Origin of the sequence: Bacillus sp. HMF5848 (assembly GCF_003944835.1) — a bacterium.
In the GTDB taxonomy this organism is placed as follows: domain Bacteria; phylum Bacillota; class Bacilli; order Bacillales; family HMF5848; genus HMF5848.
In genome coordinates, this window is the sequence record NZ_RWIV01000001.1 from 1,552,863 (window position 1) to 1,577,169 (window position 24,307).

General features: G+C 35.8%; 22 protein-coding genes and 1 pseudogene. 17 read left to right on the forward strand and 6 right to left on the reverse strand.

Annotated elements, in window-relative coordinates; translation table 11 throughout:
• Window positions 1-22 precede the first annotated feature (22 nt).
• The gene (locus EJF36_RS21810; RefSeq protein WP_260471845.1) at window positions 23-148 is read right to left on the reverse strand and encodes a hypothetical protein; all 126 of its coding nucleotides are present in this window, start codon (window positions 146-148) and stop codon (window positions 23-25) included.
• 149 nt (window positions 149-297) lie between these two features.
• Here EJF36_RS21810 and EJF36_RS07370 point away from each other — a divergent pair, with 149 nt between their 5' ends.
• From EJF36_RS07370 to EJF36_RS07385, 4 genes are all read left to right on the forward strand, one after another.
• The gene (locus EJF36_RS07370) at window positions 298-1,374 is read left to right on the forward strand and encodes a GGDEF domain-containing protein (RefSeq protein WP_125905693.1); all 1,077 of its coding nucleotides are present in this window, start codon (window positions 298-300) and stop codon (window positions 1,372-1,374) included.
• A 48-nt stretch (window positions 1,375-1,422) separates the two neighbouring features.
• On the forward strand, window positions 1,423-2,004 hold the full coding sequence (locus EJF36_RS07375) for a YqaA family protein (protein ID WP_125905694.1): 582 nt from the start codon (window positions 1,423-1,425) through the stop codon (window positions 2,002-2,004).
• 240 nt (window positions 2,005-2,244) lie between these two features.
• Entirely contained in the window at window positions 2,245-2,973 is a 729-nt protein-coding gene (locus tag EJF36_RS07380; protein ID WP_125905695.1) for a ZIP family metal transporter, read from the forward strand.
• A gap of 60 nt (window positions 2,974-3,033) precedes the next feature.
• Window positions 3,034-3,687, forward strand: a complete 654-nt coding sequence (locus tag EJF36_RS07385) for a GOLPH3/VPS74 family protein (protein WP_125905696.1) — start codon at window positions 3,034-3,036, stop codon at window positions 3,685-3,687.
• Between the two features lie 37 nt (window positions 3,688-3,724).
• Here EJF36_RS07385 and EJF36_RS07390 read toward each other — a convergent pair whose 3' ends face one another.
• Window positions 3,725-5,254, reverse strand: coding sequence for an FAD-dependent oxidoreductase (locus EJF36_RS07390; RefSeq protein WP_125905697.1), 1,530 nt, complete (start codon window positions 5,252-5,254; stop codon window positions 3,725-3,727).
• A 396-nt stretch (window positions 5,255-5,650) separates the two neighbouring features.
• Between EJF36_RS07390 and EJF36_RS07395 the strand changes: the two genes are divergently transcribed.
• On the forward strand, window positions 5,651-6,124 hold the full coding sequence (locus EJF36_RS07395; protein ID WP_125905698.1) for a GtrA family protein: 474 nt from the start codon (window positions 5,651-5,653) through the stop codon (window positions 6,122-6,124).
• 183 nt (window positions 6,125-6,307) lie between these two features.
• On the opposite strand, the gene EJF36_RS07400 is transcribed toward EJF36_RS07395, so the two are convergent.
• Entirely contained in the window at window positions 6,308-8,149 is a 1,842-nt protein-coding gene (locus EJF36_RS07400) for a DNA ligase D (protein ID WP_125905699.1), read from the reverse strand.
• Window positions 8,150-8,171: 22 nt separating this feature from the next.
• On the reverse strand, window positions 8,172-9,041 hold the full coding sequence (ku, locus tag EJF36_RS07405) for a non-homologous end joining protein Ku (RefSeq protein WP_125905700.1): 870 nt from the start codon (window positions 9,039-9,041) through the stop codon (window positions 8,172-8,174).
• Between the two features lie 146 nt (window positions 9,042-9,187).
• Between ku and EJF36_RS07410 the strand changes: the two genes are divergently transcribed.
• The 7 genes from EJF36_RS07410 (at window position 9,188) to EJF36_RS07440 (ending at window position 15,306) form a co-directional block, all read left to right on the forward strand.
• On the forward strand, window positions 9,188-9,505 hold the full coding sequence (locus tag EJF36_RS07410) for a hypothetical protein (RefSeq protein WP_125905701.1): 318 nt from the start codon (window positions 9,188-9,190) through the stop codon (window positions 9,503-9,505).
• A 212-nt stretch (window positions 9,506-9,717) separates the two neighbouring features.
• Window positions 9,718-10,959 carry a DUF5667 domain-containing protein gene (locus EJF36_RS07415; RefSeq protein WP_125905702.1) on the forward strand — a complete coding sequence of 414 codons (1,242 nt, stop codon included), beginning with the start codon at window positions 9,718-9,720 and terminating at the stop codon, window positions 10,957-10,959.
• Between the two features lie 74 nt (window positions 10,960-11,033).
• Window positions 11,034-11,789: an RNA polymerase sigma factor SigI gene (gene sigI / locus EJF36_RS07420; RefSeq protein WP_125905703.1), complete on the forward strand. Its 756-nt coding sequence runs from the start codon at window positions 11,034-11,036 to the stop codon at window positions 11,787-11,789.
• Window positions 11,789-12,871 carry an anti-sigma factor domain-containing protein gene (locus EJF36_RS07425; RefSeq protein WP_125905704.1) on the forward strand — a complete coding sequence of 361 codons (1,083 nt, stop codon included), beginning with the start codon at window positions 11,789-11,791 and terminating at the stop codon, window positions 12,869-12,871. Before sigI ends, EJF36_RS07425 begins: the two co-directional genes overlap by 1 nt.
• Before the next feature lie 114 nt (window positions 12,872-12,985).
• The gene (locus EJF36_RS07430) at window positions 12,986-13,180 is read left to right on the forward strand and encodes an alpha/beta-type small acid-soluble spore protein (RefSeq protein ID WP_125905705.1); all 195 of its coding nucleotides are present in this window, start codon (window positions 12,986-12,988) and stop codon (window positions 13,178-13,180) included.
• A gap of 128 nt (window positions 13,181-13,308) precedes the next feature.
• Complete coding sequence (locus tag EJF36_RS07435; RefSeq protein WP_125905706.1) at window positions 13,309-14,658, forward strand: TrkH family potassium uptake protein; 1,350 nt, start codon at window positions 13,309-13,311, stop codon at window positions 14,656-14,658.
• Between the two features lie 69 nt (window positions 14,659-14,727).
• The gene (locus EJF36_RS07440; RefSeq protein WP_125905707.1) at window positions 14,728-15,306 is read left to right on the forward strand and encodes a DUF421 domain-containing protein; all 579 of its coding nucleotides are present in this window, start codon (window positions 14,728-14,730) and stop codon (window positions 15,304-15,306) included.
• A gap of 39 nt (window positions 15,307-15,345) precedes the next feature.
• Here EJF36_RS07440 and EJF36_RS07445 read toward each other — a convergent pair whose 3' ends face one another.
• Window positions 15,346-15,690: a DUF3905 domain-containing protein gene (locus EJF36_RS07445; protein ID WP_125905708.1), complete on the reverse strand. Its 345-nt coding sequence runs from the start codon at window positions 15,688-15,690 to the stop codon at window positions 15,346-15,348.
• Window positions 15,691-15,819: 129 nt separating this feature from the next.
• On the opposite strand from EJF36_RS07445, the gene EJF36_RS21465 reads away from it, so the two are divergent.
• Window positions 15,820-15,981, forward strand: a complete 162-nt coding sequence (locus EJF36_RS21465; protein ID WP_185806853.1) for a hypothetical protein — start codon at window positions 15,820-15,822, stop codon at window positions 15,979-15,981.
• A 305-nt stretch (window positions 15,982-16,286) separates the two neighbouring features.
• A pseudogene (locus EJF36_RS21815) lies at window positions 16,287-16,406 on the forward strand (transposase); the annotation flags it as partial.
• 115 nt (window positions 16,407-16,521) lie between these two features.
• Here EJF36_RS21815 and EJF36_RS07455 read toward each other — a convergent pair.
• Window positions 16,522-18,279 carry a B12-binding domain-containing radical SAM protein gene (locus EJF36_RS07455; RefSeq protein ID WP_125905709.1) on the reverse strand — a complete coding sequence of 586 codons (1,758 nt, stop codon included), beginning with the start codon at window positions 18,277-18,279 and terminating at the stop codon, window positions 16,522-16,524.
• Between the two features lie 315 nt (window positions 18,280-18,594).
• Between EJF36_RS07455 and EJF36_RS07460 the strand changes: the two genes are divergently transcribed.
• The 3 genes from EJF36_RS07460 (at window position 18,595) to EJF36_RS07470 (ending at window position 24,307) form a co-directional block, all read left to right on the forward strand.
• On the forward strand, window positions 18,595-19,605 hold the full coding sequence (locus tag EJF36_RS07460; protein WP_125905710.1) for a 2-oxoacid:acceptor oxidoreductase family protein: 1,011 nt from the start codon (window positions 18,595-18,597) through the stop codon (window positions 19,603-19,605).
• Entirely contained in the window at window positions 19,605-21,899 is a 2,295-nt protein-coding gene (locus tag EJF36_RS07465) for a thiamine pyrophosphate-dependent enzyme (protein ID WP_125905711.1), read from the forward strand. The genes EJF36_RS07460 and EJF36_RS07465 overlap by 1 nt, the downstream gene beginning before the upstream one ends.
• A gap of 224 nt (window positions 21,900-22,123) precedes the next feature.
• Window positions 22,124-24,307 (forward strand): PAS domain-containing sensor histidine kinase, encoded by a 2,184-nt coding sequence (locus EJF36_RS07470; RefSeq protein ID WP_125905712.1) that lies wholly within the window; start codon window positions 22,124-22,126, stop codon window positions 24,305-24,307.

Sequence of the window (24,307 nt, forward strand, 5' to 3'; positions counted from 1 at the left end):
GCGGGCTGTAAATTATGATACGTTAATCTTGAATGCGTTTACTTGCTTGTTTTCCAACCCCAAATTTAACCAACTCGGAGCTTACTCGTTCTTGTTTAGCATTGTCGTTTTGTTGTGCGTTACGGTTGCCACTTTTCGTACGACCCATCCTGTTTAACCTCCTCCACAAGTCTACTCAAACTTAGTATGTGGTTGGGATGAAATAGTAAACATAAAAAAGCTGGAAAAATAAACGGAAAAATAGGATAATTTTACTATAGGAACATATATAGTATTTTTTGAAAGGAGGGAGACGTTTTGACTTCAACAGTGAAATCTTATACAGATCATAAATTAAATATGTATAAAGTTTTGTCACCCATACTGTTACTGGTGTCAATTATTGCTTATTTATTTGAAACTAGATTACAGCTCCCTGATGCTGATCCACTAAATATATATATTTTCCCTGTCCTTATAGTACTGTTTTTACTAGCTACTGTTGTCATGTATAAGCAACCTACTTATATTTCTTATTTTGAGAAAATGATTTTAATTTTTATAGTAATAATGTATGGATTGAAATTCACCTACGTTGTTTCTACAGAATTAGTTCACACAAATACGTTAGGAAAATTTGTGTTTTGGTATCCCTTGCTACATGTTTTTATTTTTATGTCATTTAGTATGAGAAGGGCATTAATACTATCTTCTGCCATGTATATCTGGGAAATAATCGTCGGTATTATGTATGTTCCCGTATTATTAGGACATGAGGGGGGATACGTCCTTTTTTATTATTATTTAGCAAAGCTTGTTTTTATAATAGCGTTATATTTCTTGCAAACATTAAAACAGCTATACATGCGTGCAGAGCTATGGAAAGAATTAGCTGAGCATGATTACTTAACACAATTGCCAAATCGCAGACAAATAGATACCACTATTAAAAAAGCACTTGATAGCGCAAAAGAAATAAATTATGCGATTGTTCTAGCAGACATTGATAATTTCAAGCATATTAATGATACATACGGCCATCATGTTGGGGACATCGTTCTGCAGGAGGTTGCCTATTTTTTAAGACAAAGTAAAGGGGATCATAACTTTATTGGTCGATGGGGTGGCGAGGAATTTATTATCGTGCTACGAGGAGATTTAAATTCAACTATGAGTAAAGTCGAAGAGTTACGTGGAAAATTGGCTAATCATGCTTTTTCTATTCGGGGCAACATAAGTGCTAGCTTTGGTGTTACCGATGTTCTACCCGAAGATAGTATAGTTGACGTAATATCAAGAGCAGACCGTGCACTATATGAAGCAAAAAGCAGTGGTAAAAATATGGTATGCATGCTTCCGTCATATGAACAACATATTAAGAGCATGACAAATTAATGTGAAAAGTGATACATTGAACGTATCAGCACATAAAGGGGTAATGTCATGGAGGCATTAGAGGAGCTGTTGCAGCAATGGGGAATAGTCGGTTTAATGATTACAGCATTTACCGAGGCAGCTTTTTTTGTAATCCCGCCCGATGTAGTGCTCGTACCACTTTCAACTCAAACACCTAGCTCAGCTTTTTGGTTTGGAGCAATTACGGTGTTGTTTTCTGTTCTAGGAGCGTTATTTGGTTATTTAATAGGGAATAAATTAGGCATACCAGTATTGCATAAATTCGTAGATGAGAGAGCTATTTTGCGTGCTGAACGTTTATTTAGTAAATTTGGTGTATGGGCTTTAATCATAGTTGGAATTACACCAATTCCATTTAAAGTATTTGCAATACTCGGTGGAGTGTTAAAAGTTCCTCTGTATCTTTTTATAATTGGGTCCTTTATTGGAAGGTTTATTCGCTTCATGCCGATCTCGATTGGGATATATTATTTTGGAGATGAATTAAATACGTATGCCCCCAATGCTTCATCTTGGTGGATGTTACTCATTTCTGTTATTTCAATTGCCGTTGTCATTCGACTGTTTGTGAAAAAGAAGTCACACGATAGAGCAGAAGTTTCCGACTAGTTATACTAGTCGTTTTTTTATTGGTTTTGGGCGAGTTAGACCCCTTCCTTAAGCGCGTTAGCGGTAGGTACTACGTCTTAATTTAATGTCATGTAGATGCGGAATATTTAGTATGTAGCTTGAACCGAAGTTTACTTTTCTTAAATACGGTCAAGCGTCTGTTGATAAAAAAACTGTGTGAATTAAAAAAAATCGGACAAACTTAATGTAGAACAGAGGAATAGGTAGGTAGGGTGAATTATGTTTCAAGCAGCATTTTGGGGAAGCGTCGCCGGTTCAGCATTATTGCTGGGTGCTTCTGTTGGATTATTCTTTCATGTGTCTAGACGAATGGCTGCTTACATTATGGCATTTGGGACGGGTGTATTAATAGGTGCAGCCACATTTGAACTTCTAATTGAAGCAACCAAAAAAGGGGGGATTTTATCTTCATCTTTTGGGTTTTTAATAGGTGCTCTATTGTTTGTAGGGCTGGAGCTTTTTATTGCGAAAAAAGGGGGAACAAACCGTAAGCAGTCGAAGAAAAATCCTGTTGGACATTCTGGACTAGCCATTTTTGTTGGAACAATGATGGATGCCATTCCAGAATCAGTTATCATTGGTGTAAGTTTACTCGAAACCGATCAAGTTAGCTGGGTGATTATTATTGCTATTTTTATTAGTAATTTTCCAGAAGGCTTATCAAGTAGTATAGGGTTGAAAGAGGACGGATATTCTACATTGAAGATATATATTATGTGGGGTGTCGCTATGATATTGTCAGCAATAAGTGCGGTTGTTGGGTATAGTATTGTAGGTGGCTTATCGGATATATATGTGGCCTTCATAGGAGCATTTGCAGCAGGTGGTATTTATGCTATGGTAGCTTCTACTATGCTTCCAGAAGCGTTTGAGGATAGTGGGCCCATTGTAGGGTTTGTTTCTGCTGTCGGTCTATTAACAGCATGTATGTTAGCTTATATTCAATGAAACAATTGATGCGGCTCAATCGTATATATAAGAAATAAGCATTACGGGAGGCGCAGTTATATGCTAACATTACCAGAAAGGTTTTTGCTTTTTTCTTTAGACGATGATAGTGGTAAATTTGTTTCACAGAGTTCCTTGTCATTACCGTATGGTTTAGCAGGTGCGATATTACTTGAACTGCAGCAAAGTGGACACATAGCTTTGGAGGAAAACACACTTTATATTACAAATTGTAATAAAGCAATTGATGACTCTATATTACAAGATGCCCTTACTTTTATGAGTGAGAAAAACAAGCTGAAAAATATTAGATATTGGGTTCAAACAGTTGGACATTTTGTAAGAAAACATAAACTAAAGGACCAATATGTCAATAGACTAATAGATAAAGGGATATTAGTACAAGAGGATGCAACCTTTCTTATGTTATTCAAAAAAGACGTGTTTCCAGCTATTGATAGTACACAAGAGGATGATGATAAACAGCGTATTCGATTGTACTTAATAGAAAATCAACCTCCTGGAAATGAGCAAATTGTTTTGTTAATAGCGTTATTAAGAGCGGCTCAAATGGATAAGCTCTTGTTCAAAAAAGCAGAATATAAAATAGTTAAAAAGAAGGCTACAGCGATTATGAAGGATAATCCCTATTCTAAAGCAGTTGCGGATACTGTTCAAGCGGTACAAGCTGCTGTTGTATCAGCAACAACATAGTATGAGAAAAGCTCGGGATATGCCCGAGCTTTGTATCTTATAGGTCGTTAATTTTGTCAAGTGGCTTTTTAGAAGGACCTTCAATAACTTCACCATCAATTGAAAAACGTGAACCGTGACAAGGACAATCCCATGTGCGGTCTCCTGAGTTCCAATTAACTTCGCAGCCTAAATGCTTGCAAGTGGTGTCCACAACATGTAACTCCCCAAATTCATCTCGGTAAGCGCCAGCTCGTTGCCCATTCACTGTTATATATCCAGCTTCGTCATTCTTTAAGTCTTCTGGATTTTTAAAAGAGTAATCGAGCTTTCCTTTTACAAAATGATAGGCAACATGACTATTTGTAGTTATAAAGTTTTTTATGTCAGGGTTAGTATGGAAACGGTTTGGCTTATACAAATCTTCATATGAATTTGTTTTGCTTGTAATCTTATCGGCGAGTAAGTGAGCGGCTTGAATTCCATTTGACATGCCCCATTTACGATAACCAGTTGCAATAAAAATATTATCAATATTGTCTCTAATTTCACCAACATATGGTACATCATCTAATGTGAAAAGATCGTGTGCAGACCAACGATATAAGACGGAATCCACTCCAAATACTTGGTGCCCAAATTCATACAATGCCTCATAATGTTGTATTTCCGGTTTACCATGGCCTGCTTTGTGGCCCTCTCCTGCAATTAAAATAATTTCTTCACCGTTATATGTTGCTGAACGGAGAGAGCGTGTAGGATTCTCAGCGGTAATATACATACCACCTGGAAAAGTCTTCTGAGATTTAATTGCAAGTAAATAAGAGCGCTTAGGATACATTCTTGCGAAATAAAACCCATTTCCATCGTAAAAAGGAAAGTGAGAGCAAATAGCTACATGCTTACAGGTAACTGATTGCCCATTGCGAGTTGTGACTTTTGGGTTTTGTCCTTTTTGAATATCGGAAGCTGTTGTATGTTCGTAGAGTTTTCCTCCTGCGTTTGTTATTTCCTTCGTAAGAGCAGTTAAATACTTTATTGGATGAAATTGTGCTTGTTGTTTCATGACAAGAGCTGATTTCATCTGTACAGGAATAGGAATGGAATCAACAAGCTGACTTTCAATGCCTATTTGTTCATAAGCTTGTTTTTCCTTTTCGAGCTTATGTAAGTAATTATCGTCATTGGTATAAACAACAGCATCCTGCTCACTTAAATCACAATCGATTTGTAAAGATTGTGCTGTGTCTCTGACGAATTGAATAGCACGCATATTGGACTCAAAATACTGCTTTGCTTTTTCCAAACCTTGTTGATTAATAAACTGATCATAAATTAATCCATGTTGTGCCGTTAGTTTTGCGGTTGTATGACCGGTAGTACCGTTTAATATTTGACTTGCCTCAATAATAGCAACAGAAATATTTTGTTTACTTAAAAGATATCCTAGTGTAATTCCTGTTATCCCTGCTCCTACTATACATACATCAACCTCTATATTTTCATGTAACGTAGGAAAAGACGGAAGTGAGACACCGTCTCTCCAATATGGCTCTGGAAATTGTGGTAAAAATGAATGCTCTGTCATTGTGATGCGCTCCTCCTATGTACAATCTATACTAGTAGTGTTCACGTAATAATGGAAAATATTACAGAACTTCACGAACGGGAAAGCCCATCTTCTTCAGGTGTGGGAGTGTCAGAAAACACACTTTTACGTTAGAGCATTGAGTCGTCATCTTTCTTTGTAATCAACAATCATATATATGGATTAGATATTCTCGAGGGTTTCTTCGTTTAACGGGGACTCAAAATGTAAATAATGTGTGTTAATGCATTCTTAAGTGTTTGACAAACTGGTCTATAGGTTTTAAGAATTTCAATGATTAGCCTTAATTTTATGTGTCAGCTGTAAAGGTATTCTGTCAAATATGTTACGATAAGAAGGTCATATTGTGTGAAAATGGAAAAAGAGGGAAAAAAGATGAATTCTACAAATAAACACCGGTCATTCTGGCAATTTTTCACATTTAGTATGATTGCTGGATTTAACGGTTTGATTGATATAGGTACAATAAATTTATTGCTTATTTTATTTCCAACTCGAGATGCAACTATGTTAACTGTGTTTAATTCAATAGCGTATGTGCTGGCGGTAACGAATAGTTACTATTGGAATTCTCGCCTGACATTTAAATACAGTAGAAGTCACAAACGTGGGTCTGAACTTATTCTGTTTGTTGTTCAAGCTCTCGTAAGTCTAGTTATTAGTAATATAGTCTTTGTCTCAGCTATTTATATACTTGATGTTTTGCCAGTAAGACAATTTATTGTAAATAATATTAGTAAAGGTTTGGCGATGCTACTTTCATCATTAGCGAGCTTCTTTTTTATGAAGTATATTGTGTTTCGTAAAAAACAGCCAAAGCATTCTGTATTGTCCACAAATAAAAAATAATGACTATAAGCTTATGAGTGAATTTTTGAAACCATATAGTTTAAAAATGCAAAGTGCTAGGCTCCCATACTACAATATATAGAATAGACAATTTTCTACATATTGCATTAGTGAATGGGAACCAGGCACTTATTGGACAGCCCCTTTTAGCTGCATAATTATCCTGATTTATCTTTCAAAAGCTTACTTTTTAATCTGTTGTTTTAAATGCTGAATGACTTCTGTAAAGGGTTGAGTGTGTTTAACCTCAAAAAAGCTTTCGAATGGATCTCCCACTGAAGTTATCCGTTCATAAGCTTTAGTCATAGGAAAATGCTCAATTCGTAAAGATTCATCTACTTCTTCCCAAAATAAAGGCATAGCAACATATCCACCTTCATTACCTCGCATAGAATACGGTGCAACAATGGTTTTTCCTTCTGCATGTTGTAAAAAATCCACATATAGTCGGTTACCCCGATTTTTCTTTAAGCGTTCAATAGTGAAGCTATCTGGGTCTGTAGTAATTAAGTATTTAGCAATCAATTCAGTAAAGAGTCTTGTATCATCATATGTAAAATGGTTATCTGGGAGTGGTATATATATTTGTAATCCCTTATTTCCACTCGTTTTAACAAAACTAACAAGGTTAAGACCGTCTAGAACTTGTTTTAACAATGTCGCGGCACGAATAGCTAGATGAAAATACTCCCGAGATGGAGGGTCTAAATCTAGAACTATTTCTGATGGAGAGCCAATTGTATGAATTGTTTCATATGGTACATGAAATTCAAAAGCCAATTGATTTCCTAACCAAGCTAATGTTTCAATATTGTTACATACGATATATTCAATTTCTTCATATTTAAATGTTTGTACATAATCTGGTGCATAATCTGGACAGTTTTTTTGGTAAAATCGTTCACCGTATGTACCGTGAGGATATCGAATAACTGTTAACAACCTATTTTTTAGAAAGGGAAGCATATATGGTGACAGATCCATGAGATATTGGACAAATTCCTGTTTTATTATTGTTGTTTCTTTAAATAATGGTTTTTCAGGATTTGTAAGTTGTACAATTTCAGGTATTTGAATCTTTGTATGGACAAGGGCAGTCCAAGTTAAACTGTGCCAATTGGTATTGAATAAAAATCGATTAAACATCGGTTGACGCAATTGGTTTCCATAAAGCTCTAAGTATTTTAACTCTACACATATACCAGGTGCTACCTTAATAAATTTTGTAGTTTCTTCTAATTTATTCTGCTGGATGATTTGTAAAAGTGCAGTACGTTCATGAGTTTCAAGGCCGTGGGAGAACAAACCAACTTCAATAATATGTTGATCATGTATGACTCCAACATGAAAATAGGCATTATGTTTGTCGTAGCCTATTATAAAGCAACGACAAAGCTGCCAATTTTTTATTTTTACCCATGACGTTGTTCGTTTGCCTATCTCCCATTTACTTTTTAACCTTTTCGTAATTACACCTTCTCCTCGATGCTGTTGAATGAGTGTCCAAAGGGAATCGAAATTTCTGTAATACATAATAGGCTGAAGTAATTGATTATTTGAGGCGTCTAGTTCGGTGAGCAAGTTATGTTTTTCAAACCACTTTATAAGCTGATTCTTCCTTGTTTCTAACGATGATGAGGTTAAAGTCTCACCAGCCTCCTGTAAAAAATCAAATATTAAAAAGTGACTACGTTGTCGTGCGCTTGCTTCAATAATTTTATCTTCTGTTTTGAGTCGCCCTCTTTGCTGTATGGCTGCAAAGTTAGCCTTGTACTCTGTTTCTAAGATGCACAATTCCCCATCAAATTGTAACGGTAAACTACCCTTAACAAGTTCAGTTAGTGTACTACATTCTTGTATTATCTCAGGAAATTGGTTGTTAAGAATGGTACCATTTCGGCTTAGCAGTGTAATGCTTGTGTCATCCCAAAATAAGATAGCTCTAAATCCATCATATTTAACTTCATACACCCAGTCTTCACCCTTAGGTGCTTCATAGGTCAAAGTAGGAAGCATCGGTTTCATATATATCTACCTTTCTAATTCTTTAGGCCTTTTTTCGGGCGGTAATAGCCTTTTTAGCATTTTGTGCTGCTTGAGCCTTTGGCTTTTGCATTGGTTCAGGTTGTTTGACACGAGCTTCTGTTTCTCTTGCCCGTTCGATACTAGCTTGTAAGGCACTCATTAAATCAACAACATTTGTTTTCTGAGCATCTTTAGGTGTGGTGCTTTCGTTATTACTTACTTTTGCTTGTACTAATTCAAGTAGTGCATGGCGATATTCATCTTGATATTTATCAGGTTCAAACTCGGTTGTAAGCTGGTCTATTAACATTAACGCTGTGTCAAGCTCTTTGTCATTGATTTGAGCTTGTTCCGGTACACCAGGTACTTCTGCAACATTACGCACTTCATCAGGATAATGAATTGTTTCCATGACTAGACTGTTTTTATATACACGAACAACAGCAAGATGTTGTTTAGAACGAATGGTTATTTCGGCAATACCAATTTTTCCGGATCTGACAAGTGCCTCGCGTAAAAGTGCATATGCCTTACTTCCATTTTCACCTGGTCCAATAAAATATGAGCGATTAAAATAAATTGGGTCTATTTCTTCTAATTTAACAAAGTCAATGATTTCAACGCTTTTATCTTCATGCTCTTCCTTTAAGCTATTTAGTTCTTCATCACTTAAAATAATATACTTTCCTTTTACATACTCATAGCCCTTCACAATGTCATCATTACCGACCTCTTCCTCACAGTGTGGACAACTTTTTTCATACTTTATCGGATTATGGCATTTTTTGTGTAGGTTGCGAAGCTTAATATCTTTATCTTCCGTTGCCGAAAATAATTTCACAGGAATATTTACGAGTCCAAAGCTGACAGAGCCCTTCCACATAGTATGCATAGACATTCTCCTTCTTCATTCTTTTATGTTAGCTTAAGTATTCAGAGAGAATTTATAGCATACAATGTTTTCCTACTATCGGTATTCAAAGTATGGTGTGTATGTTTTAATAATGATATACACATAAAAAGTGGGAGGTCATATTGATGAAAAAAATGGAGATTAAAGAATTAGGCTTAAAAAGTGTGTTCAAGATTACGTTATATATAATGGTAATACCGCTGATTTTAATGGCGCTTATCGGTGTGATCATACTAATTGTGGGCGCGTCGATACAAAATACTGAGGTATCCATAATTGGTGGTATGTACACAGCGATGCCAATCTTTATGCTTTTCATTTATGCTGCTATCAACGTTTTGGTTGCTCTTGTGTACAACGTATTTTCTAAGCGGTTTGGTGGTCTAGTAGTAATATATGAAGAAAAAGAATTAGAAAATGAAAACAGTTGGAATGTGTACTAGGGTCGTCGAAGAGCGGCTCTTTTTGTATGTGATTATGTATGTAATACTAATACAATTTACGATACATCACTTGCACATAACCTAAAGTAATAACGAATGCTTTTAAAGTTTTTTTAAAAAATTTGTCGTACTACCCCCAAATATCTTTCTCCATATGCGTATTGTTTTAGTGAAGATGAGATAAACAAAGCATCATAAGGAGGAAACATTAAATGAAAAAGAAAATGCACACATTATTTGCTACTGTTTTAGCAACATCAACATTAACTTGGGGGGCAACATCAGCCTTTGCTGAAGAAGGAGTAGCAAATACAGACACAGTAAACAATGTAGAAGTGGTAGTAGTCGATGATGCGACAGAATCAACAAGTATTGTAGAAGAGGAAGTTACAAGTGACGCTACGTTAGTAGAGAGTAGTGAAGAGTCTGTAACAGAAGCCGTATATAACAGTGAGTTAGATACTAATGAGCAACAATTGGTTTTACCAGGTAACTTCTTCTATTTTGTAAAAATAACTATCGAAAAAATCCAACTTGCTTTAACATTTAATGAAGAAAAAGAAGCGGCTTTAATTGCTAAATTTGCAGAGCAAAGAATTGCAGAAGCTCAACAGTTACTTGAAAATGGTGAAGAAGAAAAAGCAATTGAAACATTCCAAAAAGCAATTGAAACCTTAGACATGGTAGTGTTACCTACACCACAACCAGCAGTGGATACAGAATCAGCTTCTGACGAAAGTGTTGAAGACATTGAGAACGTTGAAACTGAAGTAGATGTAGATGTAGATTCAGATGAGGTTGTTGAAGAAGAGTCAGAAGAACTACCAGTCACTGAAGTTACTGAAGAAATAAAAGAAGAAGTAAAAGATGAAACAGAAATCAAAGTTTCTCAAAATATAATTGCTTTAACTCATGCACTTGAAAACGTAAAAAATCCAAATGCTCGTGCAGCACTTCAACGCAATATTGAAAAGTCTTTAAAGAAGCTTGAGAAAAAATACAACTTAGAAATTACGATTGAAATTGAATCAGACGTGGAAGAGGAAGAAAAGTCTGAACCTACTTTGGAATCTGATGTTGAGGTTGAAACAGAGTTAGAAGCTGTTGAAGCTGATGAAGTCGAAGACGAAGTAGAAACGGCTATTGAAGATGTAACAACTGAAACAACTGAAAATACTACAACTCAATCTGAAGAATCTGTTAATGTAATTTCAAAAGACAAAGTTGAAAAAGTTAAAGTTGAAATTAAAATTGAAGAAACGAACAAAAAAGAAGAAAAAGTAAAAAAAGATAAAGAAGAAAAAGAGCAAAAAGATAAAAAAGAAAAGTCGAATAACGGTAAAGGTCACGACAAAAAGAAAGATAGAGAAGAAGATAACGATGATCGTGACGAAGATAAAGACAACGACCGAGATGATGAAGATAACAAAGGCAAAGATAAAGGTCGTGACTAATCATTGCATGGAAGTGGAAGTCACCTTTAAATAAGGTGACTCCTTTCTATTGTATTTTCCTGTTTTAAAGAGAGGTGATGCTGATGCTAAGTTTATTGTTTAAGATTATCCCTAAACGAAGCAAGCTTGAAGAATCAATTATCGAAATTCAAAACGGGGATACACAGCTACAAAACGAAATAATTCAAAAATATAAACCTTTTGTAGCAAAAACGGTTTCATCTGTTTGCAAAAGGTATATTCAAGAAAGCGACGATGAATTTAGCATTGGACTCATTGCATTTAATGAAGCGATAGAAAAGTATTCATGTGAAAAAGGACGCGCTTTCATAGCGTTTTCTGAGCTTGTTATAAAACGTAGGGTAATTGATTATATTCGTAAAGAATCTCGTCAACCGGATATAGCTTTAGACTTTACTCCAAACGATGACGATGGTGATATGTCAACACAGTCACATATTGATATAAAACAAGCATTAGATCAACATAATTTAATGCTTGAGCAAGAGCAAAGAAAGGCTGAAATTGAGTTGTACGTTGATCAACTGAAAGACTTTGGCCTGACTATAAAAGATTTGCAGGAGCAATCGCCTAAGCACGAAGATGCTAGACAAAATGCTATTAATGTCGCCAAAACACTTGTTGAACATGAGGAATTAAAAACACTATTATTTGAGAAAAAGCAAATTCCCATGAAATTATTACAATCATATGTGACAGTTAGTAGAAAAACGCTAGAGCGTAACCGAAAGTACATCATTGCAATCGCAATTATTTTATCAGGAGATTTTGTGTTTTTACGTGATTATATAAAAGGGGGGGCTTACTAATGAAAAAGGGAGTTATTTTAGAAATAAATAAAAATTATGTAACTTTATTAACCCCGGATGGTCAATTTGTTAAATCACAGGTACCTTACGATGACAAAATAGAGCTAGGTCAAGAAATAACGTATATCCCTGTTCAGGCCAAACGCCCTGTTGTGGTATCACCGTTTAGTATGCTGCATGTGAAAAAATGGAGTGCTGCTGTGTTAGTAGCCATTCTGTTACTTGCATTCATTCCTTTTTACAACAGTCAGCAGGTTTATGCATACATGTCAATTGATATTAACCCAAGCATTGAGCTTAGTCTTAATAAAAAGTTAAAGGTCATTTCAATAACACCAATGAATGATGATGGAGAAAGAATAGTTACTGAATTAACCGGATGGAGAAACAAGCCTGCAGATACTGTAGCGCTAATGATAATTGAGAAAAGTAAACAGACAGGATATATCACAGAAGATGAAACAGCTGTGTATGTAACAACAGTAATAAAAAAGGAAAATGCTAATACTGAGGCTATTAAGAAAACAGTAGAGAGTGTAAAAACACTTACAACTTCAGACAAGATAGCAATAGTTACTGTCGAAAGTAGCTTGGATACACGTAACGAAGCTGTAAAACAAGGTAAGTCTACACTTGAATTAGAAAAGAAAAACATAGTTAATGATGACGATCATGACATAAAAGGAAACTTAAACCATAATCCACCAGGATTGGAGAATAAAGAGAATAGAGGATTAGAAAAAGGAAAATCGAGTGAAGTGGATAATAAAGAACCTAATTCTCCAGAAAAAGTAAACGGAAAAGGTCGAAATAATGGTAACGGTATAAAGAAAGATGAACAAGATTCAAATAAAAACGAGCAAAACCGTGGAGAATCAAATAATAAAGAGAAACGCAATGAAAATGGTAAGTCTAAAGGTGAAGATAAAACAAAGAACAATAATGGCGCAGGAAAAGATAATGCAGACAAAGGTATCGGAATAGGAAAAGGTAAGGAGAAGGAAAATAACAATAATAAAGACAAAGAAGATAAAGGGAATGGGCCAAAAACCAAAGATAATAATAAAGGGAAAGACAACTAGAGATAGACATTTTCTTTTCACAGTAAACACTTACCAGCATGGATTGCATGTATAATTGTCATACTACTAATGCACCACATTTATAGTTATAAAATAAAAAGGAGAGGTTATTTTATGGCACGTAGTAGTAACAAATTACTTGTACCTGGTATAGAGCAAGCTCTTGATCAAATAAAATACGAAATCGCTCAGGAATTTGGAGTTAATCTTGGTTCTGATACAGTATCGCGCGCGAATGGATCAGTGGGTGGCGAAATTACAAAACGTCTTGTTGCTCAAGCTCAGTCACAGCTTCGCGGAGGGAAATAAATATAATTGAATACTTATGGCTAACAAGTGGCGTTTTGCCACTTGTTTTTTAATTACTCTTTTCAATCACGATAGTTTTTATTATGATATAACGTGAGCTTAAAAAATCACTAGGAGTAAAAAACAATATGAAAAAGAAATTAAAAATAAGTGAACTAAGTCCAGCACAATTAATAGTGAGCTTATACGTAATAGCTGTTATTACATCTACGATATTAATTAGTTTGCCTTTTGCACATAAACCTGGTGTAGAATGGACTTTTCTTGACGCATTATTTACTGCAGTAAGTGCAGTCAGTGTGACAGGGCTAACAGTTGTTAACACAGCTGATACGTTTAGTATTCCTGGTATATTCATTTTAATGTTTGTACTACAATTTGGTGGAATAGGTATCATGACATTAGGAACGTTTTTTTGGCTTCTTCTTGGCAAAAAAATTGGCTTCAAAGAGCGACGCCTTATTATGACCGACCAAAACAGAACTGACCTTTCAGGACTTGTAAACGTTATGCGTCAAATCTTACTTCTCATCATTACCATTGAGTTAGTAGGTGCGCTCATTTTAGGGACATATTTCTTGAATTATTTTCCTACATGGCAGGAAGCTTACTTACAGGGATTATTTGCTTCAGTAAGTGCAACTACCAATGCTGGGTTTGATATAACAGGTCAATCACTCATTCTATTTGCAGAAGACTATTTTGTACAATTCATTAATATTTTATTGTTGACGTTAGGAGCAATCGGGTTTCCCGTTTTAATTGAGGTGAAAGATTTTATACTTTCAAAGAAAAATCAACGCTTTCGTTTTTCTCTCTACACGAAACTAACATCCATTACTTTTTTTCTACTGATGTTATTTGGAACATTTATAATTATTGTGCTAGAGTTTAATCATTTTTTTAAAGATGTTGTTTGGCACAAAGCGTTTTTCTATGCGCTGTTTCAGTCTGCTACTACTAGAAATGGTGGTTTAGCAACAATGGATGTTTCGGAATTTCAGGAGCCTACTTTGCTTGTTATATCAGCATTAATGTTTATTGGTGCGTCTCCTAGTTCAGTTGGAGGCGGCATTAGAACGACAACCTTTGCGGTTAATCTTTTAATGCTATATACATTTGCACGAGGAAGAAGTAATATTAAAATCTTTAAGCGTGAGTTACATGAGGAAGACATTACGAAATCACTGGTCGTAACTATGATGGCAATGTTTCTCTGTTTTATTTCGGTCGTAATTTTAACAGCGTCTGAACCGTTCACAACTACCGAGATAATGTTTGAAGTCACATCTGCATTTGGTACAACAGGGTTATCTATGGGGATAACACCTTATTTAAGTTCTACAGGCAAAATAGTCATTATTATATTAATGTTTATTGGAAGAATTGGTATATTGTCATTTTTATTTTTGTTAATGCCAGCTCATAAAAAAGAACCAAATATACACTTCCCTAAGGAACGAGTTATTATTGGATAAGTAACAAGTATATTTACGTATAGTTGTCAAAAGATAATAATATGTAAATAGTGCTTAGGAGTGTTGTTTATGGAAACTGTGTTGAAAAGTGTAGTTCTCATTTTTATAGGAACGATGTTGTTACGTTTTGCAGGAAGAAAGTCACTTAGTCAAATGACAGTTGCGCAAACAGTTATTATGATTTCAATTGGATCGATTATCATTCAACCAATAACAACTAGAGGCATTCCAAATACAGCAATAGCAGCAACTACTTTTGTCGCTGCTACATTATTGATGGAATACTTGCAGGTTAAATTCAATTGGTTTGAAAAATTTATGACAGGTCAGTCAAAAACAGTGATTGAAAATGGACAGCTTAATGTAAAAAATATGAAAAAGCTTAGAATGTCCGTAGATTTGTTAGAAACACGACTTCGTCAAAATGGTATAACTAAAATTAGTGATGTGAAATATGCTACGCTTGAGCCTAATGGGCAATTAGGTTATGAGCTCATAGATTCTGCTAAACCTGTTACGAAAGCAGATTTGCAGAAAATTTTTTCGTATTTCGAAACCCAAACAAAGCAACAGCCTAATCAAGGCGATTTATTTAAAGAAGTACAAACGAAGCAACATGATATCCCTGTCCCTAAACAGCTTCATTAGATAATTGGAAAATAAAAGCAGGTGGCGTACCACCTGCTTTTAATCTGTACTTTTTGAGACATCAAAGGTAGGATGCATAAATGGAACACCTTTTGGCTGCTTCTTTTTTTGAAGCAAATCGCGATTTTCTGAAGTATTCCAACCAATGTCATTTGTCGGATGAACCCATTGGTCTCCAGCCATGACAGCGGGATCTACATCTTTGCTCCAGTTATTTAGAGGCGAATTTTTTGAGTTGTACAGTGAATCGCCAATTGTTACCCCGTAATCGTTAATAAATGGTGGTTGTACTTTTACACCGGTTTCATGAAATGACGGGGCATTAATTTGATGAGGCATTGTCTCATGTAACATGGGAGATTGAGTCTTTTTTTCTTTTGTCATATTGATCACCTCATGTTTAGTATGAGCGAATAAGCTTAATTTTTAACAGACATAACATGGTAGTCATAACAATACGATTTCTACAAACAATAACTATGATTATAAAATTTATATAAGGGGATATGATAAATGACAGTTAAACGAAAAGTGTCATATAAAGCTGCTTCTAATCAAAATAAAACGCCGACAGAAAGCTTATCAAAAGACGAAGTACAAGCCGATTTTGCAGAAGAAAGTCCTATGAAGGGCTTTAACCGTAATACAAAGCATGGTCGTGAAGGAAGAAGCTAATGCAAATGAGGGTGTCCCAAAACTTACGTTTTTGGGGCATTTTTTCTTGGTTTTAAACTTTAGTTGTTGATTTTCGCTCCATTGCGCTCGCTTTCCGCGGGGTGGCCGTGAGCCTCCTCAGGCTGCGCCTTGTGGGGTCTCACGCTTGCCACTACAATCCCGCAGGACGTTGATTAGGCTTCTTCGGGCTAACATCGCACGAAGAAAATGCAATAGCATTTTCGAGGAGTCGAGCGCATTCCGCTACAATCAACAATGTCGAATCATTATATGTTCCAAGAAATAAACAAAAAAACAAGAAGTTAATTGCAGAACAATTAATCCAAAGTATTTACTTTATTTGGTTCTCTGGCAATAAACAACCCGATTTCCGTACAATCAATCGCTTTCGTTCAGAGTGTATGAAGGATGTTATCTACGTGACCGTTTTACCCCACAGAAAACAAAACTGTCCCAATAAGGTCTATTATTCATGACCTTTTTAGGACAGCCTCATACTCTTTTGGTTTAATTTTGCTTAATGTTTACCTGTCGTTAGATTTAGACTAGTAGTAGGTTTTGGTTGCCGAAAAACAGTTTAGTAACACGATCATAAGGGTCGAAATATGCTAATACAATCGTTTCTCCTTCTTTCACGTCAGCTTCTTTGTACCAATCTTGTAGATCGACTGAGACAGTATCAATTATCGTATGCTTGTGCATATCCTTTTCGGACAAAGCTAATTTCACAAACTCACTGCCAAGAAGATGTGGAGCTTCGGTAATTTTACGATATAGTTTTGATCTTTCATCTTTTGAGAGAGTATCATCCCACCATGGCTTTCTTGGCTTGTATTTTTGATTCCTTAAATAATCTATTTTCATGAGAGCGAATACAGCATTAAGCATTGCTGGTTTGGAGTAGCGAATAAAAGTATATAACCTAATGAATAAGTCTTCTAGCTGATGACCAATTCGTCCCCAACCTTGTTCCTCCCAATACGTTCCAAATTCTTGGAAGAAATCAAATGGCGTTTCGAAAACGTGTGTCACAATAAACTCAATTGTTTCGTCCATACGGTGGTCGTTCCAATACTTTTCAAGTACATCTTCAACTTGTTTAATACGAACAACATCAGCAAAGCTTAACACGGAATTGGCCAGCATTTCATAAGGAGCTTGCTCCATAAAGATATAACCATATTCATTAGCACGAACACGTAATCCTGTTCCGCGAAGCATTTTTAAAAAGCCTAGTTGAAGCTCTTCAGGACGAAGAGCAAACACATCATTAAAAGTTCTACGGAATGATGTGTAATTTTCCTCTGGTAATCCAGCAATTAAGTCAAGATGCTGATCTATTTTGTTGCCATTCTTAACAAGAGACACAGTACGCACAAGCTTATCCCAGTTTTGTTTTCGTTGAACTAGTTCATTTGTATATTCATTTGTCGATTGTACTCCAATTTCAAAACGAAATAAGCCAGCAGGAGCATGCTCATTTAAGTATTCAATGACCTCTGGACGCATTATATCTGCCGTGATTTCAAATTGGAAAACTGTTCCCGGGACATGTTCATTAATTAGAAACTCAAACATTTCCATGGCGTAGCTTCTGCTGATATTGAATGTTCGGTCAACAAATTTTATTGTACGAGCGCCGTTTGCCATGAGATAACGAATATCTTCCTTAATCTTTTCTCTGTTAAAATAGCGTACACCTACTTCAATGGAGGAGAGACAAAATTGACAACTAAATGGGCAGCCTCTACTTGTTTCTATATATGATACTCTCTTTGAGAGGTGCGGTATATCTTCTTCAAATTGATATGGACTTGGCATATCTTGAAGCTGTAGCTTTGACCGTTGCGGCGTGACATATAGAGTATCATTTCTTCTGTAAGCAAGCCCACTGATATGTTCCATTTGATTATTTGTAGAGAGTGCAGTAAGTAACTCTTTAAATGTTACTTCACCTTCACCAATAACTATAAAGTCAAGCTCTGAGACAGTTTGTAACCAATCTTCATAGTCATACGTAACCTCAGGTCCACCAAACACTATTGTGACATTAGGAAGCACTTTTTTAATCATACTAACAACTTGAATTGTTTCTCGAATGTTCCAGATATAACAGCTAAAGCCAATAACATCAGGTTTTCGATTATATAAATCTGTCACGATGTTCATGGCAGGGTCCTTAATTGTATATTCAGCGAGCTCAATATCAAATTCAGGAGCAGCGTAGGCTTTTAAGTAGCGAATGGCTATATTTGTATGAATATATTTTGCATTTAATGTTGCGGCAATGACCTTCATGGTAACACCTCAATTATTCAATTTATTGCCTAAACTAATATTATATAGTATTACCAATTTAAAAGCATTGGAAAAGCTTTAAATATATAGAAGGCTGTTATATTACATTTATGTTTCTGTTATATATAAAAGTTTGCATTTTGCTACTTAATTTATAGGCCTTTTTTCTATACAAAGATTAGTGTACTAATAAAATTTTAATTAATGTTTGATTTTTGTCACAGCATATTCATACTACTTACGTTAAAATATATGTATCGACATATAAATATTTTATTAATTCTGAATATTTAAAGTTCAAGGGGGATTAGGTGAATGTCAATATTACCTATTAAGAATGAGCTAGGTTTTTTTGAGATTCGTTTAGAATCAATAGGTGGTCTAGGAGCAAACTTAGCTGGTAAAATGTTAGCCGAAGCTGGAGTGTTAGGACATGGATTTAACGGTTCTAATTTTTCTTCTTACGGCTCAGAGAAAAAGGGATCGCCAGTCAAGAGTTTTGTAAGATATTGTGATGCAGATACTGAAATTCGTGCACATAGCCCGATTGAGCAACCACACGTAATAGGGATTTTTCACGAAGCACTATATAAAACGGTTGATGTTGTAAGTGGTTTACAGCCCGATGGAATCGTATTAGTGAACACGACACGTCCTTTTGACGATGTAGCACAAGATTTAAATCTTCAATATGGTACTCTTGCAACAGTGGACGCCCTTGGAATAGCAGTAGAGGAAAAAACCAAGGTAAACACTGCGATGCTTGGTGCATTATTTCGTATATGTGATTTTTTAGATCCAGAAATTATGAGGCAAACAATTCGCAAAACGTTTGAGAAGAAATATCCTCATTTAGTAGAACCTAATATACGAACGTTTGAAAGAGGGTATGAAGAAGTAAAGTTTAAAGAGTTAGACACTCCTGATGATGCGCAGAGTAAAGAGTTTCATAGAGTAAAGCCAATATACGGTTATGACACACAAATTATTGGTGGCATTATTACCGCTAATGCTAATAGTATTTTTAAAGATTTGAGTGGGTCTCGACAAGGGTTTTTACCGAGATTTGATCAAGAATCATGTATAAATTGTGCTCAGTGCGATACAGTTTGTCCGGATTATTGTTTTGTGTGGGAAGAGGGCGAAGACAAACGCGGTCGTAAGCAAATGTTTTTAAAAGGTATTGATTATCAATACTGTAAAGGTTGTTTAAAGTGTGTAGAGGCGTGTCCTACATCAGCTCTGTCAGATTTCCGTGAAGAAATTGGGTATGCTGAAGAAAATCAAGTTAAACATACATTTTCTTTATTGGGGGGGAACCGCTAATGGCGACAGTAGAACGAGATATAAAGCAATTGCAACAAGCTGAACAGCTTACAACGTTTGAATCAGGTAACGAAATGGCAGCCTTAGCGGCTGCACAAATTAACTACCACTTAATGGGGTATTTTCCTATCACTCCATCAACTGAAATAGCACAGTTGTTAGACCAAATGAAGGCACGTGGTGAGCATGATATTAAGTTAATTGCTGCTGATGGAGAGCATGGATCGGCGGGGATTTGTTATGGTGCATCTGTTGCAGGGGCACGTGTGTTTAATGCAACCAGTGCTAACGGATTAATGTATATGCTAGAGCAATTACCTGTTCAATCCGGTACAAGATTTCCAATGGTTATGAATCTAGTAACACGTTCAATTAGCGGTCCACTTGACATACGTGGCGATCATTCAGATCTTTATTTTGCTTTAAACACTGGTTGGGTGATTTTAACGGCTCGAACGCCTCAAGCTGTCTACGATATGAATATTATGGCTTTAAAGATTGCTGAACATAGCGACGTTCGTTTGCCGGTTATTGTTGCATATGATGGCTTTTTCACATCACATCAAAAACGTCGTGTTAATTATTTCAAAGACCGTGTAGCTGTTCAAAAGTTTGTAGGAGAATGCCCAACTGGATACCCAAATGCATCGAATCCGAAAGAGCCTGTAACTATTGGTGCTCATATGAATGGAGACGACTTATTAAATAACAACTATCAGCAATCTGAGGCATTATATCGTGCTGGAGATGTATTTAAACAAGTAGCACAGGAATATGCAAAGCTATCTGGTCGCGAGTATCCAGTTTTAGATTTGTATAAGATGGAAGATGCAGACGTTGCTCTATTCTTATTAAATTCTGCCGCAGAGACAGCTAAGGATGTTGTTGATAACTTGCGAGCAAAAGGAATTAAGGCAGGCGTCATCAGTCCTAATATTATTCGACCATTCCCTACTGAGCAGATTCGTGAAGCATTAAGAAATGTCAAAGCACTGCTGATTGGTGAGCGTGCAGACTCATACGGCTCTAACGGTGGAAATATGACTCATGAAGTGAAAGCTGCGCTGCAAGCTGACAAAGAGAATACTACCATTGTTTTATCACGTATGTTTGGAATGGGTGGTAAAGATTTCTTTGCAGATGATGCAGAAGCATTTTTTAACATGGCTATTGATGCGATGGAAACAGGTGATGCTGAAATAGCATTCGATTATTATGGGCATATCCCAGGAAATCCAGAAGTAAAACAAAGTCCAGTTGTTGAACCGTTACATGGAGATGCATTTAAAACAGGTTTAATTAAGGTAACTCAAGATGAAACAACAGGGAAATTAAATGTACGAATTCCACCGCTACGGGCACTAACCGGGAAGCCGAAACGAATTGCTTCTGGCCACGGAGCTTGTCCAGGATGTGGTATTTTCCCAGGACTTGAGTTGTTTTTTAAAGGTATAGAAGGTGACATTGTTGTGTTATTCCAAACCGGCTGTGCCTATGTAGTCACTACAGCATATCCACATAGCTCGCATAAACAAACGATGATTCATAACTTGTTCCAGAGTGGTGCCGCTACATTATCAGGTACGTTAGAGGCATTTATGGAAATGAAGCGTCGAGGTGATATTGACGTTGCTGATGATGTTACATTTGTAATGGTAACAGGTGATGGCGGTATGGACATTGGTATGGGCTCTGCCATCGGAACCGCACTGCGCGGCCATAAACTGATTATGCTAGAATATGATAATGAAGGGTATATGAATACAGGTTCGCAAATGTCATATTCAACTCCTTATGGGCACATGACAAGTACAACAAGTGTTGGAAAAGTACAGCAAGGTAAAACTTTCCATCACAAGGATACAGCTCAAATTATGGCTTCCACAAATATCCCTTACGTATTTACAGGAACAGAAGCGTTTCCGCAGGATTTGATAAAAAAAGCTGCAAAAGCACAATGGTACGCACAAAACGTAGGAACTGTGTATGGGAAAATTCTTATAACATGTCCATTAAATTGGAAGTCAGAAGATCGCTACGGTGGAACTATAATGGAGAATGCAGTAAATTCATGCTTCTTCCCACTTTATGAAATTGAACAAGGTGAAACTACTATTACGTACGACCCTGAAGCGAAAAATAAGCGTGTCCCTGCTGAAGAGTGGCTTCGTTATATGGGGAAAGCTAAGCATTTATTGAAGAAAGATAACGCGCACATGCTAGCCGAATTTGAAAAAGAAATTGAAAGACGTTGGCAGCGCCTAAAAGCATTACATGAAAGTCCATATTTGTAAAAGTCGGACTATTATAGAAAGAACTAACTTATTCAGGTTAGTTCTTTTTTTCAAGGAGAGGATAAAGTTTATACTAATAGTATAAACAATAGAATAGTATGGTGAAACACTATAAAACTATAAAAATATTTATAAAACAGAATTAACAAAAAATAAAAAGGGATATTGTAAGTTTTTGTTGAATTATTAGCTTGGATACTTGCCTGTGAAAGGAGGCAATCAGTTTGCAACACGTTACGAATGATGAAATACTTACTTTGAGAAAAAGAATTGAAGAGTTAGAGAAGGATAAATTAATTATCGAAGAACAACTTGAAATGTATAAGGCAACTTTTGCACGAGCAAAGGATGCCATAGTCATTTTTGATGAGCAGATGAACTTTCATATTGTTAACGCAGCAGCTGAATTGTTATTTGAAATGCCAAGTGAGCAGTTATACAAAAAAAACATTTATCATTTTTTAAGCTTAGTTCCTTCACATGTTATTAAGGACTCATATAGCATTCTCCAAACAGAAGGTGAATTAACAGATGAACTACTTATTAAGTTAGAAAACGGTAAAGAGAAATATATAGAGTATTCAGCAAAGCGTAATGCATTTAACAATTATGATATTTCTATCATGCGAGACATCACAGACAGAAAAAACCTTGAATATGAAAGACATTTAAGCATTCAGCTTTTTCAAGATGTGTATGAACGAGCCGGTGTTGGAATTGCTATTTTTGATGAAGCTGGACGTATCATTGATGCTAATCCATACTTTTGTGAAAAATTAAAAAGAGAAAAACATGAGTTGCTAAATAAACTATTGTTAGATTTTGTGTCAGGACATGCTTTTGAAGATGCTCGTATAATGTGGAGGTCACTCAAGTTAGAAGGAACCGTTCAAGGAGACACCGCTTTTGAACTACCTGATGGTAGCGATATTTTATTTGATTTTTCAGCTACTTCAAATTCAGATAATCAAATATTTATGGCGATATTTCATGATGTTACAGAAAATCGGGAATTAGTTAAAAGGCTTTCTGAAAGTGAAGAGCGTTTTCGTCAAGTATTCAATCATGCTCTTGACCCCATTGTCATTTGGGATGGTGAAGGGACTGTCATTAAAGCCAATCCAGCAGCAGCGAGGTTGTTTGAACTGCCTTTAGAAGATCTTATTCAGACAAATATGGTTGAGTTTGTCGAGGAAGATAGTGCTAAGTTACAAGCAGTTACAAATAGATTTCTAAAAAATAACCAAATTCGCGATGAGTTACATTTCAGAATGGCGAATGGACAACGTAAACTAGTTGAGTTCACGTCTAATAAAGGTGTCATAGACGGCTATAACATGACTATTTATCGTAACGTTACTGAGAGGAAAAGGATGGTAGATCAGCTTCAAGAAAGTGAAGCAAAGTTTAGAAAAATATTTGAAGCAGCAATGGATGGTATTATTCTGTTTAATGATGACAAGCAAATTATTGACGCAAATGAAGTTGCTAAATCAACGTTACATTTAGAAAAAATGGGTGGGAAGTTTTTTGATATATTGTATTGTAGTGATATAAAATTTATGCCAGTTGATACGCATCCTAACTCTCCCCAAGATTCGATAAAGAGAGCTCACTTTTCTTTTATTAATGGTATGGAAAAGACGATTGAATTCTCTTATAAGCGTAATGTGTTTGGGGATGTTCACCTAGCTGTGTTTCGCGATGTAACAGAACGTTTACAAATGGAGGAGCAACTGAGAAAGTCTGATACACTTTCTGTTGTTGGACAACTAGCAGCAGGAATAGCACATGAAATTCGAAATCCTATGACGGCGTTAAAGGGATTTATTCAGCTAATGAGTGCAGAGGTCGAGGACAAGTATGATATGTACTTTAATGTTATGTCTTCTGAGTTAACGAGAATAGAGTCTATTATTACTCAATTTTTAATTTTAGCAAAGCCTCAAGCTGTTAAATATGAATTAGTAGATATATGTGAGTTAGTTGAGACAACACTAGAGTTAATGCGTCCACAGGCGATATTACAAGATACAGCACTTAAATTTGAATCAGAGGAAAAGCTTACTAAAGTCTATTGTGAGCCTAATCAAATAAAGCAAGTCTTTATTAATATAGTAAAGAATGCTATTGAAGCTATGAATAAAGGGGGAGCTTTAACCGCTACTGTAAAGAAAGATGAAATTAATAAAGTTCAGATTATTTTTACTGATGAAGGGCCAGGTATACCGGAAGAAAAAATAAAAAAGCTTGGAGAACCCTTTTATACCACTAAGGAAAGAGGAACGGGGTTAGGTTTAATGGTAAGCTATAAAATAATTGAAGAGCATGATGGAGTAATAGATGTTTATAGTGTTCTTAACGAAGGTACCACGTTTACCATTACACTACCTGCTACATTGGAGTGA

Excerpts from the sequence above, each read along its gene's own strand:
- EJF36_RS21810 (WP_260471845.1), bottom strand. The coding sequence starts at position 148 with ATGGGTCGTACGAAAAGTGGCAACCGTAACGCACAACAAAACGACAAT.
- EJF36_RS07375 (WP_125905694.1), top strand. The coding sequence starts at position 1,423 with ATGGAGGCATTAGAGGAGCTGTTGCAGCAATGGGGAATAGTCGGTTTA.
- EJF36_RS07380 (WP_125905695.1), top strand. The coding sequence starts at position 2,245 with ATGTTTCAAGCAGCATTTTGGGGAAGCGTCGCCGGTTCAGCATTATTG.
- EJF36_RS07385 (WP_125905696.1), top strand. The coding sequence starts at position 3,034 with ATGCTAACATTACCAGAAAGGTTTTTGCTTTTTTCTTTAGACGATGAT.
- EJF36_RS07390 (WP_125905697.1), bottom strand. The coding sequence starts at position 5,254 with ATGACAGAGCATTCATTTTTACCACAATTTCCAGAGCCATATTGGAGA.
- EJF36_RS07395 (WP_125905698.1), top strand. The coding sequence starts at position 5,651 with ATGAATTCTACAAATAAACACCGGTCATTCTGGCAATTTTTCACATTT.
- EJF36_RS07400 (WP_125905699.1), bottom strand. The coding sequence starts at position 8,149 with ATGAAACCGATGCTTCCTACTTTGACCTATGAAGCACCTAAGGGTGAA.
- ku (WP_125905700.1), bottom strand. The coding sequence starts at position 9,041 with ATGCATACTATGTGGAAGGGCTCTGTCAGCTTTGGACTCGTAAATATT.
- EJF36_RS07410 (WP_125905701.1), top strand. The coding sequence starts at position 9,188 with ATGAAAAAAATGGAGATTAAAGAATTAGGCTTAAAAAGTGTGTTCAAG.
- EJF36_RS07415 (WP_125905702.1), top strand. The coding sequence starts at position 9,718 with ATGAAAAAGAAAATGCACACATTATTTGCTACTGTTTTAGCAACATCA.
- EJF36_RS07425 (WP_125905704.1), top strand. The coding sequence starts at position 11,789 with ATGAAAAAGGGAGTTATTTTAGAAATAAATAAAAATTATGTAACTTTA.
- EJF36_RS07430 (WP_125905705.1), top strand. The coding sequence starts at position 12,986 with ATGGCACGTAGTAGTAACAAATTACTTGTACCTGGTATAGAGCAAGCT.
- EJF36_RS07435 (WP_125905706.1), top strand. The coding sequence starts at position 13,309 with ATGAAAAAGAAATTAAAAATAAGTGAACTAAGTCCAGCACAATTAATA.
- EJF36_RS07440 (WP_125905707.1), top strand. The coding sequence starts at position 14,728 with ATGGAAACTGTGTTGAAAAGTGTAGTTCTCATTTTTATAGGAACGATG.
- EJF36_RS07445 (WP_125905708.1), bottom strand. The coding sequence starts at position 15,690 with ATGACAAAAGAAAAAAAGACTCAATCTCCCATGTTACATGAGACAATG.
- EJF36_RS21465 (WP_185806853.1), top strand. The coding sequence starts at position 15,820 with ATGACAGTTAAACGAAAAGTGTCATATAAAGCTGCTTCTAATCAAAAT.
- EJF36_RS07455 (WP_125905709.1), bottom strand. The coding sequence starts at position 18,279 with ATGAAGGTCATTGCCGCAACATTAAATGCAAAATATATTCATACAAAT.
- EJF36_RS07460 (WP_125905710.1), top strand. The coding sequence starts at position 18,595 with ATGTCAATATTACCTATTAAGAATGAGCTAGGTTTTTTTGAGATTCGT.
- EJF36_RS07465 (WP_125905711.1), top strand. The coding sequence starts at position 19,605 with ATGGCGACAGTAGAACGAGATATAAAGCAATTGCAACAAGCTGAACAG.